Raw genomic sequence first — 13,050 nt, forward strand, 5'->3', positions numbered from 1 at the left:
CCTCAGCGGCCCGCGGCAGCGCGGACGGGATAGGGAAACGGCCCCCCCGGCCCCGGCTCGAACCAGTCGGATCCGCGGCACATCCAGTCGATCACTGACCGCTGCTACCTTCCGGTCCTGGCGGGGTTCGTGACTCTGAATTGCGCGGGAACTGATCGTCAACGCCGAGTCGCGAGGAGGCCACTTCCGAACTCGGGGCCCCCGCGCGCGGCGCACCGCGCCGGTGCGGGGGTGTTTCCCAGTCGCGAATCCTGCGTGAATCCTGCGTAAATCATGGTGGAGATGACCGGGATCGAACCGGTGACCTCCTCGTTGCGAACGAGGCGCTCTCCCAACTGAGCTACATCCCCACGATACGACGGTTTCCCGGACACCCAACGGCACAGATGGCGGAGAGAGAGGGATTCGAACCCTCGAAGCACTTTCATGCTTACACGGTTTCCAACCGTGCTCCTTCAGCCACTCGGACATCTCTCCGGGGAGCTTCTATGGGCGCACGCGCGCTCCCTCACGCGACGGGCGTCAAAATGGCGGAGAGAGAGGGATTCGAACCCTCGATACGGTTACCCGTATAGCGGTTTTCGAGACCGCCCGATTCAGCCACTCTCGCATCTCTCCGCGGGGGAGATTACGCGAATCAGAGGCCGTTTTCCAGGCGGTTGTTGGCCGTGGAGCGGCGCTTACGGAAGAAGCCCGCGAGCAGCGCGCCGCATTCGTCGGCGAGCACGCCGGGCACCACTTCGACGCGGTGATTGAGCCGCAGGTCTTGCGGAACCATGGCCAGCGAGCCGCACGCGCCGGCCTTGGGATCACGCGCGCCGTAGACCAGGCGCGCCAGCCGCGCGAGGACGATCGCACCCGCGCACATGTGGCACGGCTCGAGGGTGACGTAGAGGGCGGCCTCGTCCAGGCGCCAGGACTTGAGCGTCTGGGAGGCCGCCCCGATCGCGATGATCTCGGCGTGCGCGGTGGGATCCTGCGTGGCTTCGACGCGGTTCCGCCCGCGGCCGATGATGCGGCCGCGCAGCACGACGACGGCCCCGATCGGAACCTCGCCGTCGTCCTGGGCCGCGTGCGCCTCGGCGAGCGCGGCCTCGAGGAAGCGCTCGTCGTCGGCGCTCGCCACGTCGAAGGGCGCGCTACCCGCGCGGGAACTTCTTGAAGGCGTCCCGGACGAGATCGGCGGCGACCGTCTCGTAGCGAGGCGGCGCGTTGTCGGACTTCCGCTGGATCACGCCCGTCTCGTCGTAGTTCACGTTCGCGCTCGAGGCGTCCAGCTCGGCCGCGAAGCGCTGCTCGCGCGGTTTCTTGGTCCAGAGGAGGGCGCGCGTCTTCGGGTTGAAGAGCCCGAACTGGAGCGCGACGGTGGCCGAAGACTGCCCCGCGCCGACGACGTTCACCCGGTGGTTCTCCCACTCGGAGATCTTGACCAGGAGCACGGCATCCACCATGAGCACGGAGTCGATCCCCGCGATGCCCGCCGAGTCGGCGGTCCCGAACTGCGAGAACTTGTCATCGAGCTTGTCGATGCGGGCGAGCTGGTCCGCGTCGCCCAGCAGGCGCTCCACGTCGGCGGGCCAGAGGAAGGTGGCGCGCTTGGCGTCGATCTTCTTCAGCTCCGCCTTCAGCACGTCTTCCATGATCTTCGTGGCCCCGATCTCGTCCGAGGTGTTCACGAAGGGGATCACGGCCACGCGGAGGGAGGATCCCGAAGGGGCCTCGTCCTTGGCGGCGGCGGCAAACGCGGCGGGGAGCGTCAGCAGGAGCAGGGCGACCGGCAGGGCCGGGTGGAACAGGCGGCGAATCTTCATGGCTGCGTCCTTCGGCAAACGGTTGACCGGCAACTGCGTACGTGGCGGGCCCAGGAGGATTTGAACCCCCAACCTTCTGATCCGTAGTCAGACACTCTATCCAGTTGAGCTATGGGCCCGCGCTCGACCTGCCGTCTTTCTCGGCGTCCCGAAAATGGCGGAGAGGAGAGGATTCGAACCTCCGGACCGGTTTTACCCAGTCAACCGCTTAGCAGGCGGCTGCCTTCAGCCACTCGGCCACCTCTCCCCCAAGCTGTCCTCGGTCCAGGAGCCGGATGATCGTAGCGGCGACGGGCGTTCCGGTCAAGGCGAGCCCGGTGCCCAAGGCGCTCAGGCGGGGCCGGATGCGGCCGGCGGCACCCCGGCGAGGTCGCGCGCGGGCTCGACGTGGATGGTGACCTCGATGATCTGGGGAAACCGGCGCTGCACGTCCTCCTTCACGTCGTGAGCCAGGGCATGGCTCTCCCGGACCGTCATCTCCGGGTGCACCTCGAGGTGCATGTCCGCCACGTAGTAGAGACCCATCTTCCGGAAGAGAAGCTTCTCGATCCGGTAAACGCCGGCGTGCGACTCGGCCACGTGGATCGTCTCCTCGGCCAGCCCCGAGGAGGGGCTCTGGTCCATCAGCTCCTCGACGGCGGGGCGCAGCATCCGCCACCCGTTCACGATGATGACCGCGCTCGCGAACAGGGCCGCCCAGGCGTCCGCCCTCTCCCAGCCTCTCCCGCCGATCAGGGCGATCGAGATTCCGATCGCGGCGGCCAGGGAGGTGATGGCGTCGCTCCGGTGGTGCCAGGCGTCGGTCCGGACCGCGTGGCTTCCGGTCTCGCTCCCGACGCGGTGGACGAACCGGAACATCCCCTCTTTGATCGCCACGACCCCCAGGACGACCGCCAGCGTGAAGGGCTGTGGCGCGCGGTGCGGGGAGGCGATCTCACGGGCGGCCTGGAAGGCGATCCCCGTCCCGGCCGCCATCAGCATCACCGAGACCAGGGCGGCCGCGATCGGCTCCGCCTTGCCGTGGCCGTAGGGATGGTTGTGATCCGGAGGACGGCTCGCGATCTGGAGCCCGCGCCAGACGACGATCGAGCCGACCACGTCGCCCAGCGACTCGATGGCGTCGGCGACCAGCGCGTAGGAGGTGCCGAGGATCCCGGCCACCAGCTTTCCCGCCGCGAGCAGGACGTTCACGCCCATCCCGACCAGGCTGGAGCGCATCCCGCGCGCGTAGTCGCCGGTTTGTTGGAGCGGGGCTGTCACAGCCAGCGCCGTACGGACTGGCGGTACCGACGGTACGAATCGCCGAACTTCCCTTCCAGGTAGCGCTCCTCGCGCGGGATGGCATAGCGGTCCACCGCGAGGATCGCGACCGGGAGTCCCGCGAAGGGCCAGGCATAGCCCACCGCCAGCGCGAGCCCGACGTAGTCGATGGCGAGGGACAGGTACATCGGATTCCGGGTGAAGCGATACGGCCCCCCGGTCACGATCGCCTGGGTCGGCCGGATCGGAATGGCGGACGTTCCGGCGCGCGCGAAGAGGAATTCCGAGGCCAGGGCGAGGAGGATGCCCGCCGCGATCAGGACGAGGCCGGCAATGCGCGCGGCCGGCGCGACGGAGGCCGGAAAGGAATCGCCCCCGACCGTCCGATGGAGGAGCATCCCGGCCGCGAAGGGAATCGCATAGAGGAAGGGCGGCGGCACGAAGATCCCCGCGTGGTCCCGCTTCGGATTCATCGCCTGCCGCGCCTCACGACGGGGGCGCTTTCCCGCCCGCGCGGTGGGTCGCCACGAGACGGTTGAATTCCGGCGAGGCGATGAGCGCGTTCGCGACGCGATCGGCCATCAGCGCGGAGCCCGCGTCCCGAAAATGGACGGAGTCGGCGAAATGCTCGCCGTCCCCCGGAATCGCATCCTCCCCGCCGATCAGGATCGCGCCGGTCTCGCGCGCGGCCGCGGCAATGGCGCGGTTGTAGGCGTCCCATCCGTCCAGCAATCCCGGCACCGACATGTAGGGAGCGTAGTACAGGCTGGATTCGCACGCCTGGCGCTGCACTTCCGGCGGCTGGTCGCGCCGCACCCGGTGGGAGAAGGTCGCGATGGCGCAGACCGGCGCCGTCTGGCGCGCCGTCCGGATCAGCTCGACCAGCCGCGTCTCGAATCCCCGCGCGAGCGAGTCCGCGTCGTAGACCAGGCGCGGCCGGGACGCGTCGCCGGAGGAGCGGCTGCGATAGCGCAGCGTCTTCTCCACCAGGGCATACGCCGAGGAGACGCGGGCGAGCGGGCTCGGCTTGTCGGCGTCGCCGTGGAACAGGCCGCGCGCCCGCGCCAGCTCGCGCGTATCGGTGCTCAGGTCGTTCGTCGCTTCGTAATAGAGGACGAAATCGGGCTGGAGCGGAGCGATCCGCAAGCGAAGGCTCTTGAGCGAGGACTCGGTGCCGTATCCCGGCTGCCCTCCGTTCACGAAGTCGAAGGCGACGTCGGGGTAGCGCGCAGCGATCTTCCGCACCACCAGCGCGGGCCAGGTCGCGTCGTTGCTCGACACCTCGGCGCAGAAGGTGGTGGACCCGCCCAGGAAGGCCAGCCGGACCCGGTTGGACGGCTTCGGCATGGCGAGCTCGGGATTCCGGAACCCACGCGAGTCGGTCCGGACGTGCCCGTTGTCCATGTTCGGCTTGGCGATGCGGAGACCGGTGGCCGGATCGGTGACCAGCTCCACCGCCTCGGCCTTGCTCGTCCCGTAGCGCAGCCATTGGCGCACGCGGACCGCGCCTTCCAGAAGGAGCAGGGCGAACAGGACGGAGAGGCCGAGAGCGATGAGACGTACGGCGAGACCGGGGCGGCGGCGGTAGGCTGGGGCTGGCTCTTGTGACGAGGCCGGGGGGGTCGGTTGAGACGCCATCGCGCGGCATGGTATCATTTCCGCCTTCTCATGACCCGAATTCTAGGCATCTCGGCCTTCTATCACGACTCCGCCGCCGCCCTCATCGTGGACGGCGAGATCGTGGCGGCCGCCCAGGAAGAGCGCTTCACGCGCAAGAAGCACGACCCGGAGTTCCCGGTTCGCGCGGTCGAGTACTGCCTGCGCGAGGCGGGGATCACGGCCGGCCAGCTCGACTACGTCGGCTTCTACGACAAGCCGATCCTCAAGTTCGACCGCCTGCTGGAAACCTACCTCGCCTACGCCCCCTCCGGCTTCCGGTCCTTCCTCCAGGCGATGCCGGTCTGGCTGCGGAAGAAGCTCTACCTGAAGCGCGAGCTGAACCGCGGGCTGGGCGGCGGATACCGGAAGCGCTACGTCTTCACCGAGCACCACGAGTCGCACGCCGCGAGCGCCTTCTTCCCCTCCCCGTACGAAGAGGCGGCCATCCTCACCCTGGACGGCGTGGGCGAGTGGGCCACCGCGAGCTACGGCTACGGCCGCGGAAACAAGATCCATCTCACGCACGAGCTGCGCTTCCCGCACTCGCTCGGGCTTCTCTACTCCGCGTTCACCTACTTCTGCGGCTTCCGCGTCAATTCCGGCGAGTACAAGCTGATGGGGCTGGCCCCCTACGGCGAGCCGAAGTACGCCGACTTCATCCGGACGAAGATGATCGACCTCAAGGAGGACGGCTCCTTCCGGATGGACCTGTCGTACTTCAACTACTGCCAGGGCCTGACCATGACGTCGAAGAAGTTCGACCAGGCCTTCGGCGGTCCGCCGCGGAAGCCCGAGAGTCCGCTCACGCAGCGCGAGATGGACCTGGCCGCCTCGATCCAGCGCGTCACCGAGGAGATCATGATGCGCTGCGCGCGCCATCTCCATCGCGAGACGGGGATGAAGAACCTCTGTCTCGCGGGCGGCGTCGCGCTGAACTGCGTCGGGAACGGGAAGATCCTCCGCGACGGCCCCTTCGAGAACATCTGGATCCAGCCTGCCGCCGGCGACGCGGGCGGTGCCCTGGGCGTCGCACTCTTCATCGAGCACCAGCTCCTGGACCGCCCGCGCCGCGTGGAGCGGCTGGACCGCCAGCGCGGATCGCTGCTGGGTCCGAGGTTCGACTCCCAGGAGGTGCGCGCGTTCCTCGATCGGGTGGGGGCCAAGTACCGCCGCATCGAGAACGACGACGAGCTGTGCGGCTACGTCGCGGGCCAGATCGCCTCGGAGAAGGTGGTCGGATGGTGCCAGGGGCGGATGGAGTTCGGCCCCCGCGCGCTCGGCAGCCGGAGCATCCTGGGCGACGCCCGCAGCGAGCAGATGCAGAAAGTCATGAACGTGAAGATCAAGTTCCGCGAGTCGTTCCGCCCGTTCGCGCCCTCGGTGCTGCAGGAGCGCGTGGCGGAGTTCTTCGAGGTGCGTCCCGAGGAGCCGAGCCCCTACATGCTGCTCACCTCCCCGGTGCGGGAGACGATCCGCCTCAAGACCAACGGCGACGGGCTGACCGGGATCGACAAGCTCAAGGTGAAGCGCTCGAGCGTCCCCGCGATCACCCACGTCGACTACTCGGCGCGCATGCAGACCGTGGACAAGGACCGCCACGGCCGATACTACAAGCTGCTCAAGAGCTTCGAGGCCGAGACCGGCTGCCCCGTCATCATCAACACGTCCTTCAACGTGCGCGGCGAGCCGATCGTCTGCCGCCCGGAAGAGGCGTATCGCTGCTTCCTCGCGACCAACATGGACGTGCTGGTCCTGGAGGATTGCGTGCTCCACAAGGAGGACCAGCCCGAGAGCGCCAAGCCGAAGGTCGAGGAATACCTGGCGCAGTTCAAGCTGGACTGACCATGAGCATGATCGAGATCAACCGGAACCCCAGCCCCAAGGACCTCCGGGTCTTCGGACTGCTGCTGATCGTCTTCACGGCGCTGCTCGGCGCGATGTTCCTCTGGCGCACCCATTCGATGCCGGTGGCGCGGAACGTGTGGTACGCCGGCGGCGCGCTCAGCGCCCTCTACTTCGTGCTGCCGCCGCTCCGGAAGCCGATCTTCCTGGGCTGGACCTACGCGACGTTCCCGATCGGCTTCGTGATCTCGCACGTCATTCTCGGCTTCGTCTACTTCGTGGTGTTCACCCTGGTGGGTCTGGTGATGCGGCTGGTCGGGTACGATCCGATGCAGCGGAAGCTGGATCCCTCGGCCAAGTCCTACTGGGTCGCGCACGATCCCGGCACCAGCGTCGAGCGCTACTTCCGCCAATCCTGAGACCGGAGACCATGAGCGAACCAACGAACGGAGAAGGCGGGCGCGAGTTCGACCGCATGGCGTCGGCGAAGTCCGGAAACCTCTTCGGCGAGGTCTGGGCCTTCCTGGGCCACAACAAGAAGTGGTGGCTCCTGCCGCTGATCGTCGTCCTGGTGCTGGTGGGCGCCCTGATCGTGCTGAGCACGACCGCCGTGGCGCCGTTCATCTACACGCTGTTCTAGAACCGCGCCCCCCCCCGCTTCGTACGGGGCGTCGCGGCCGACTAGGGGGCTCCCTCCCGCCCGCGGATCACGGCCAGCGCCTGGCGCACCGCGCCCAGGTGATAGGCCGTGTGGGCCAGGACCGCCATCGACTCCCCCACCGTGTCGTCCCGCTCCCACGTCTCGGGCGCCTCCAGAAGCTTCCGCAAGCCCGCCAGCTCTCCGCGCAGCTCTTCCGTGATCGCGCGCCACTCCTCGGCCGAGACCGGCCGATCCTGCTCCCAGATCTCCCGCCAGTTCAGCTTGCCCAGCGTCTCCCCGCGCAGCGCCTGCTGCAGCACCCGCAGGTAGTAGGACACGTGCTTCACGTGGGCGGCGACGCTGCCCGAACCGGCCGTCGCGCGCTCCGACGCCTCCGCCGGCGAGACGCCCGCGAGCGTCTCGAAGAACGAAGTCCCCTTGTCGAGGTAAATCCCATGCACCTGGTCGAAGGTCTCCTCGAGGAAGGTGTGGATCTCTTTCTGGAACCGGTCGGTGGTGGTCTGCGGGTTCATCGTGGATCTCCTCATTTCGGGCGAACGGGGACACGAGGTCGAGCGTAACCCTTCACGACCGCCGCATCAGCACCCGAAACCCGCCCCGATCGAAGCGCGGCAGGTACGCCCCGGAAGCGATGACGCGTGCGGTGAGCGCGTTCACCTGCGCGGTCGAGAACGGCCACGCCGTCGTGTCGGTTCGCAGGAGCACGTACTCCGCCGTGAGCGAATCGCCCGGCATCAGCACGGCCTTGGGCTGCCCGTACGGCAGGACGGGATACAGCGTGGGCATCGCCTGCACCGAAGCGCGCGGCGGAATGCGTCGGATCTCGCTCAGGACGGCACCCCGCTCCGGAGGAATGGGCAGGATGGTGAAATGGGCGACATTGAGGACGAGCGCGATCGCCGCGAGAACCGGAGCGAGGACGGCGCCCCCCGCCTCGCTCCCCGGCCTCGGCGAGCTCCGGGCTCCGTGGAGCGCCCCGACCCCGCGCGCCGCGGCCAGTCCCGCGAACGCGAGAAGCGGCAGTCCGTAGTAGAGGCCGAGGGTGGCCTGCGGGCGCGAGCTGGAGGTCGCGCCCAGGACCCATGGGATGACCACGAGCAGCCATCCCCACCGCGTGAAGAAGGGGGTGAAGGCCAGGCGGTAGAAGAAGAGAAGATACGTGGGCGCGGCGAGGGCCAGGAGGACCGCCGCGGGACGGCTCGCCATGCCACCCAGGACTCCGGAGACCCCCTGGCCCCAATGCTCCCAGCGGGACAGGAATCGATATTCCGGCGAGGCTCCGCCGAGCTTCGGGCTGATGAGGAACACCACGGCGAGGACCCACGCCGCACCGGCCGCCGCGGTCAGCGCGCCGCGCAGGCGCCGCTTCTCCGCCACGAACAGGAACGCTCCCATCCCGACCAGGTAGAGCCCGACGTCCTCCTTGACCGCCAGAGCCGCGACGACCAGCGCCGCGTAGAGCCAGCCCGGCCCGCGACGATGCGCCGCGTAGAGCGCGAAAACCAGGAACGGCAGGAAGGACTCGACGTGGAAGCCGTAGTCGAGCGCCGCCGTCGTGATCGGGCTAGCCAGGTAGACGACGCACGCGAGATTCCGCGTCGCCCGCGGAAGGTCCAACGCGTCGAGCAGCGAGCGCAGCGGGAGCACGGCGGCCGCGAGGAGGAGCGCGTTCAGCGCCACCAGGAGCCACGGGCTTGGGATGAGCGCGTGCAGCGGGACCAGCGCGGCCAGGATCGGCGAGAAGTGCTCGGTCAGGTAGCTCCGGCCCAGGACGGGGCTGTAGAGGAAGCGGCCGTGGTGCGACCACCAGAGGCTCTCGTCGAACATCGAGAAGTCGTGGGAAAAGGTGTGAAAGGAGAGGTGCAGGCGAAACGAGACCAGGAGGTAGAGCGCGAGCGCGAGGACCGTCATGCCGCTGAAGAAGGCGCCCGATTCCAAGATCGAGCCCGCGCGCCCGATCGCGCGGCGCCACGCGTCGCGGGGCCGGTCGTGAGCCGTGACGAACAGGGCCAGCGCGACCCAGAGCGCCCAGGTCGGCTCGCGAAAGCGGGTGAGCGGCACGCCCAGCGACGCGGGGATGCCCAGCGTGATCGCGACGAGGAGGAGAAGAGCGGCCGCCGCGAGCGCCAGCGCGAGAACGCGGACCGCGCGCAGCGCCACGCTAGGCGGCTGGCTCCTTCTTGATCTTGGCCGAGTAGATCTGCCAGGTGCGCTGCTTGGCCGTGGCGCCGTCGACGACGCTTCGCCGGAGGGTGATCGTGCCGGAGAATGCCTCGCGCGCTCCCTTCACGGTCGTGGCGACGAGATGGACCGGCACGTCCACGTAGCGGGATCCCGCCGCGGCCCCCATCGGCCCCGGCGTACCGATCGTGGCGTCCACCGACTTGGTCTGCGCGTAGCCGTTCAGGAACTCGATCATGCTCTTGCCGCTGGCGGCGCCGTCCGACTCCCACATGCGGTACGCGTTCTGGAACCGCCCCGCGTTGATGGCGTCGTAATAGGCCCGGACGACCGCGACGGCGCGCTCGGGGGCGAACGCCGGATCGTTCTCGCCGAGATCCGCGGTCCCCGCTCCGGGAAGGCCCTGATCGTAGTTCTGGATCATCCACCCGCGACCGGACCTCCAGACGCCGATCTGCACCGGGATCCGTCCGGAGGCGCCCGACGAGTCCGTGCTCGTGCGCTCCACGATCTCCCCGTCCACCAGATAGACCCGCGAGGATTTCCGTTCGACGGTCCCAATCTCGATGTGATCGGGCCATGGGCTGGACGTGAATCTTCCCGCGGCGTGGCGCGGATCGGCGGCCCACTGTTTGAGGAGGGCCGGCGAGACCAGCCCGCCGTACTGCGCCTGCATCGCTCGGGCGCGCGCGCTGTCGGGCGCGAGCAGTGAGACCTGGTTCAGCCGGGTGCCGAACGTGAGCACCAGATGGCGCACGGCGACGGAATCGGCCCGCGCGACCGCGACCGAGTCGGGCTTGGACGCGTTCCCGGGGCCGGAGCGCTGGCAGGCGGGAGTGAACAGAAGAACGGCCGCCGAGAGAACGGCTGCAGCGACCCCGGAGATCGTCGGATTCGAATGCGTCATGATGATTCGCCCTCAGCCCCAGTCGAAAATCAGGTGGGAGAGTATAGCCCGGGCGCCTCGCGCGCCAGTATCCTGTCCGCCGTGACCTCCTATGTGGCGCTCCTCCGGGCCGTCAACCTCGCCGGGCGCAACAAGGTCGGGATGGCCGACCTGCGCGCCGCAGCCGAGTCGTTGGGCTACGCCGAGCCGCGAACGCTGCTCCAGAGCGGCAATCTCCTGCTTCGCGGCCCCGCCCGGCCGGACCCGGTCCTGGAGCGCAACCTCCGCGACGCCGCAAGGAAGAAGCTGGGCATGGAGATCGATTTCTTCGTGCGCTCCGCCGCCGAGTGGCAGGCGCTGGTCGCGGAGAACCCCTTCCCGCGCGAGGCGAAGAGCGATCCGGGCCATCTCGTCGCGATCGCACTCACCGGCGCGCCCGGCCGCGCGGAGCTCAAGGCGCTGGAGCAGGCGATCCAGGGCCGCGAGCGCATCCGCCTGTCCGGCCGCACGGCGTACGCCTTCTACCCCGATGGCATCGGACGATCGAAGCTCACGATGGCGCTGATCGAGAAGAAGCTGGGCGTTCGCGGCACGGGCAGGAATTGGAATACGGTACTGAAGCTCGCCGCGTTATTGAACGAATGAAGGATCGCCAAGGCGAACGACAGGTGTCGCGACTCTCACACGCGCCAGCGGCGGTGAAAGAGCTACATCTTCTCCAGCTCGAGATTGCCGTCCACGAACTTGACCTGGAAGCGGAAGCGATCGATCCGCCACTTCCCCCACGCGCAGGTCAGATGGAAATCGTACGTGCCCACGAACACGCGCGTGTTCTTTCCCGAGAAATTCGGGCGGTAGTGATAGGCGATGCCGTAGCACGTGGCTTCCGCCTCATCGCCCTGGACGCGCACCCGGAAATTCCCCACCTGATGGTGGATCGCCTCGATCGGCGCAAGCCCCTGCTTCCACCCCTCGACGATCGAGTCCGCGGACACCGAAGCGGGCGGCGTGCCTGTCAGGCTCGACATGTCGAAGAGCACGTCGTCCGCAAGACAGGCCCGCACTCCCGCCCAGTCCTTCTCGTCGGTGGCGATGAACAGGGCCGTGATCGCATCCTCGACCTCGAGCCGCTCGCCCGGGGTGGTCGGATCGACCGTGGGTTCTGCGCTTCCCACGTTATCCGTTCCTCCGAACCTCGAACGTCACCGAGCCGGTCGTGCGCCCCAGGATCACGCCGATCCTCCAGGTCCCGGGCTTTCCCTCGGACGTGACGAACGAGCCCTGCTCGCGCAGGCTCTTCGAATGCACCAGCCGGCCCGCCGCGTCGCGCACTTCCAGGGTGGCCACCCCGCCGGTGACGCTGGAAGCCTGGCGCACGGTGGCCTTCCCGGCCGGGTTCTCCCACCGGTAGTCCATCCGGTGCGAGAAGTTCTCCACCGAGCCGATGTGGAGGCTGAAGTTGCCCGGATCGTTCATGACGGTCAGGTCGCGCGCGACCTGGTGGGTGGCCGCGCAACCGGTGAGGAGCAGCGCGATCGCGACGATGACGAGACGTTTCACGAGATCTCCTTGGCCTGGGCGCGCCCGAAGTGGTCCTCGACGCGCGCCTTCACGTGCTCCCAGAGAGCGGGGCACGCGGCTCCGATCGCCTGGTTGACGGCGAGCACCTGTTCCAGAGCGATGCCGTTCTCCCGCCACGTGCGGCCGCCGTCGTGGAGATTGTGGAGCACCGGCATCAACCGGTCCACGGCGTAGGCAAAGCGCGCCTCCGCGGTCTCGCGCGCCTCGAACTCCTCCCAGCAAGCCAGGAGGAGCGCGCCCTGCGGATCGGGGAGGAGCCCGAACACGCGCGTTGCCGCCCGGCGCTCTTCCGCCGGCGCACCCGGTGCTCGCCCGTAAACGATGGTGTCTCCGGCGTCGATCTCCGGCACGTCGTGCACGAGCAGAAGCTCGGTTACGCGCGCCGCCTCCACGGGCGGATCGGCGTAGGGAGCCAGGGAGAGGGCGAGCAGCGCGACGTGCCAGCTGTGCTCGGCACTGTTCTCACGGCGGTCCAGGCTCGACGGGCGCGTCCTGCGCAGAATGCTCTTCAGCTTGTCCAGCTCGAGCGCGAAGGCGAGGACGCGGTCGAGATCGGCGGAAGCGGGGGTAACGGGCATTGAGGCTACCGACCCGAACCCGTACCCGAACCTGAGCCCGTCGGTGGGGCCGATGCCGCCTTGTGCGCCTGCCAGGTCAGGTAGCTCTTGAACGCATCCGGCTGCCCGGGCGGCGCCACTTCGAAGGAGCCGGCGAGCGTCCCGTCCGGCTGGAGCATGTAGGTGAGGCGGTACCGCGGCTCCTTCTCGATCAGATCGCTCAGGAATAGCGCCCTTCCCTGCCCCGCCGGTATCACGACATAACGGATGGCGTGCCCCTCGCTGTCGTAATAGTCCGCGCGAGCCACGTTCCCGACCGGATAGATGACCATCAGATCCTCGTGGCGCACGGCCGGCTTGCCGTCGGCGGCCGGATAGTCGGCAGAGTTGTTCCGGATCATCACCTGGTCTTGAAGACCGAGCGCGAAGACGGTGCGCCCCGAGCTCTGATTCGGCCCCGGCGCGTCCCACGTGCCAAGAAGGAACGAGAGCGGCTCGAGCACGCGCGGCGGAGCGCTGCTTGCCGGATGAGCCGCGAGTGCCACAAAGAGTGCGGACGCCACGATCGCGATGCGTCTCAAAGGCGGGCTCCTTCTCCTGGTTTCGATGGGA

Annotated in this window: 16 protein-coding genes, 5 tRNA genes and 1 other RNA gene; 4 read left to right on the plus strand and 18 right to left on the minus strand. The window is 68.4% G+C overall.

Going from position 1 to position 13,050, the window contains the following annotated elements:
• Positions 1–57: 57 nt before the first annotated feature.
• From ffs to VE326_12455, 11 genes are all read right to left on the minus strand, one after another.
• An RNA gene (gene ffs, locus VE326_12405) (signal recognition particle sRNA small type) lies at positions 58–157 on the minus strand.
• A 117-nt stretch (positions 158–274) separates the two neighbouring features.
• Positions 275–350 (minus strand) — tRNA-Ala (locus VE326_12410).
• 37 nt (positions 351–387) lie between these two features.
• Positions 388–477, minus strand: a tRNA-Ser gene (locus VE326_12415).
• A gap of 51 nt (positions 478–528) precedes the next feature.
• Positions 529–618, minus strand: a tRNA-Ser gene (locus VE326_12420).
• Positions 619–637: 19 nt separating this feature from the next.
• Positions 638–1,126, minus strand: a complete 489-nt coding sequence (gene tadA, locus VE326_12425; GenBank protein ID HYJ34010.1) for a tRNA adenosine(34) deaminase TadA — start codon at positions 1,124–1,126, stop codon at positions 638–640.
• A 13-nt stretch (positions 1,127–1,139) separates the two neighbouring features.
• On the minus strand, positions 1,140–1,811 hold the full coding sequence (locus VE326_12430) for a hypothetical protein (GenBank protein HYJ34011.1): 672 nt from the start codon (positions 1,809–1,811) through the stop codon (positions 1,140–1,142).
• A 42-nt stretch (positions 1,812–1,853) separates the two neighbouring features.
• Positions 1,854–1,930: transfer RNA gene (locus VE326_12435), tRNA-Arg, on the minus strand.
• Positions 1,931–1,966: 36 nt separating this feature from the next.
• Positions 1,967–2,058 (minus strand) — tRNA-Ser (locus tag VE326_12440).
• Between the two features lie 83 nt (positions 2,059–2,141).
• Positions 2,142–3,071 (minus strand): cation diffusion facilitator family transporter, encoded by a 930-nt coding sequence (locus VE326_12445; protein ID HYJ34012.1) that lies wholly within the window; start codon positions 3,069–3,071, stop codon positions 2,142–2,144.
• Complete coding sequence (locus VE326_12450; protein ID HYJ34013.1) at positions 3,068–3,544, minus strand: isoprenylcysteine carboxylmethyltransferase family protein; 477 nt, start codon at positions 3,542–3,544, stop codon at positions 3,068–3,070. Before VE326_12450 ends, VE326_12445 begins: the two co-directional genes overlap by 4 nt.
• Positions 3,545–3,557: 13 nt before the next feature.
• Positions 3,558–4,709 carry an SGNH/GDSL hydrolase family protein gene (locus VE326_12455; protein HYJ34014.1) on the minus strand — a complete coding sequence of 384 codons (1,152 nt, stop codon included), beginning with the start codon at positions 4,707–4,709 and terminating at the stop codon, positions 3,558–3,560.
• A gap of 30 nt (positions 4,710–4,739) precedes the next feature.
• Here VE326_12455 and VE326_12460 point away from each other — a divergent pair, with 30 nt between their 5' ends.
• From VE326_12460 to VE326_12470, 3 genes are read left to right on the plus strand one after another with little or no spacing between them, the layout of a single operon-like run.
• Entirely contained in the window at positions 4,740–6,572 is a 1,833-nt protein-coding gene (locus VE326_12460; protein HYJ34015.1) for a carbamoyltransferase, read from the plus strand.
• Between the two features lie 2 nt (positions 6,573–6,574).
• Positions 6,575–6,991 (plus strand): SxtJ family membrane protein, encoded by a 417-nt coding sequence (locus tag VE326_12465; GenBank protein ID HYJ34016.1) that lies wholly within the window; start codon positions 6,575–6,577, stop codon positions 6,989–6,991.
• Between the two features lie 11 nt (positions 6,992–7,002).
• The gene (locus VE326_12470) at positions 7,003–7,212 is read left to right on the plus strand and encodes a DUF5989 family protein (protein ID HYJ34017.1); all 210 of its coding nucleotides are present in this window, start codon (positions 7,003–7,005) and stop codon (positions 7,210–7,212) included.
• Between the two features lie 41 nt (positions 7,213–7,253).
• Here VE326_12470 and VE326_12475 read toward each other — a convergent pair whose 3' ends face one another.
• From VE326_12475 to VE326_12485, 3 genes are read right to left on the minus strand one after another with little or no spacing between them, the layout of a single operon-like run.
• Positions 7,254–7,745, minus strand: coding sequence for a DinB family protein (locus VE326_12475; GenBank protein ID HYJ34018.1), 492 nt, complete (start codon positions 7,743–7,745; stop codon positions 7,254–7,256).
• A gap of 52 nt (positions 7,746–7,797) precedes the next feature.
• Positions 7,798–9,393 carry a DUF2079 domain-containing protein gene (locus VE326_12480; protein ID HYJ34019.1) on the minus strand — a complete coding sequence of 532 codons (1,596 nt, stop codon included), beginning with the start codon at positions 9,391–9,393 and terminating at the stop codon, positions 7,798–7,800.
• Between the two features lies 1 nt (position 9,394).
• The gene (locus VE326_12485; protein HYJ34020.1) at positions 9,395–10,321 is read right to left on the minus strand and encodes a hypothetical protein; all 927 of its coding nucleotides are present in this window, start codon (positions 10,319–10,321) and stop codon (positions 9,395–9,397) included.
• Between the two features lie 81 nt (positions 10,322–10,402).
• Here VE326_12485 and VE326_12490 point away from each other — a divergent pair, with 81 nt between their 5' ends.
• Complete coding sequence (locus VE326_12490; protein HYJ34021.1) at positions 10,403–10,945, plus strand: DUF1697 domain-containing protein; 543 nt, start codon at positions 10,403–10,405, stop codon at positions 10,943–10,945.
• Between the two features lie 62 nt (positions 10,946–11,007).
• Here VE326_12490 and VE326_12495 read toward each other — a convergent pair whose 3' ends face one another.
• The 4 genes from VE326_12495 to VE326_12510 are packed head-to-tail and all read right to left on the minus strand — an operon-like array spanning position 11,008 to position 13,019.
• On the minus strand, positions 11,008–11,475 hold the full coding sequence (locus VE326_12495) for a nuclear transport factor 2 family protein (protein HYJ34022.1): 468 nt from the start codon (positions 11,473–11,475) through the stop codon (positions 11,008–11,010).
• Between the two features lies 1 nt (position 11,476).
• A complete protein-coding gene (locus VE326_12500) occupies positions 11,477–11,860 on the minus strand; it encodes a hypothetical protein (protein ID HYJ34023.1) in 384 nt (127 codons plus the stop codon).
• Positions 11,857–12,459: an HD domain-containing protein gene (locus VE326_12505; GenBank protein ID HYJ34024.1), complete on the minus strand. Its 603-nt coding sequence runs from the start codon at positions 12,457–12,459 to the stop codon at positions 11,857–11,859. Before VE326_12505 ends, VE326_12500 begins: the two co-directional genes overlap by 4 nt.
• Before the next feature lie 5 nt (positions 12,460–12,464).
• Complete coding sequence (locus VE326_12510) at positions 12,465–13,019, minus strand: hypothetical protein (protein ID HYJ34025.1); 555 nt, start codon at positions 13,017–13,019, stop codon at positions 12,465–12,467.
• Positions 13,020–13,050: the final 31 nt, after the last annotated feature.

It is taken from the genome of Candidatus Binatia bacterium (assembly GCA_035631035.1).
In the GTDB taxonomy this organism is placed as follows: domain Bacteria; phylum Eisenbacteria; class RBG-16-71-46; order SZUA-252; family SZUA-252; genus DASQJL01.

Coding starts and splice junctions, on each gene's coding strand:
- VE326_12430 (HYJ34011.1), bottom strand. CDS start 1,811: ATGAAGATTCGCCGCCTGTTCCACCCGGCCCTGCCGGTCGCCCTGCTC.
- VE326_12505 (HYJ34024.1), bottom strand. CDS start 12,459: ATGCCCGTTACCCCCGCTTCCGCCGATCTCGACCGCGTCCTCGCCTTC.
- VE326_12455 (HYJ34014.1), bottom strand. CDS start 4,709: ATGGCGTCTCAACCGACCCCCCCGGCCTCGTCACAAGAGCCAGCCCCA.
- VE326_12465 (HYJ34016.1), top strand. CDS start 6,575: ATGAGCATGATCGAGATCAACCGGAACCCCAGCCCCAAGGACCTCCGG.
- VE326_12450 (HYJ34013.1), bottom strand. CDS start 3,544: ATGAATCCGAAGCGGGACCACGCGGGGATCTTCGTGCCGCCGCCCTTC.
- VE326_12460 (HYJ34015.1), top strand. CDS start 4,740: ATGACCCGAATTCTAGGCATCTCGGCCTTCTATCACGACTCCGCCGCC.
- VE326_12485 (HYJ34020.1), bottom strand. CDS start 10,321: ATGACGCATTCGAATCCGACGATCTCCGGGGTCGCTGCAGCCGTTCTC.
- VE326_12475 (HYJ34018.1), bottom strand. CDS start 7,745: ATGAACCCGCAGACCACCACCGACCGGTTCCAGAAAGAGATCCACACC.
- VE326_12470 (HYJ34017.1), top strand. CDS start 7,003: ATGAGCGAACCAACGAACGGAGAAGGCGGGCGCGAGTTCGACCGCATG.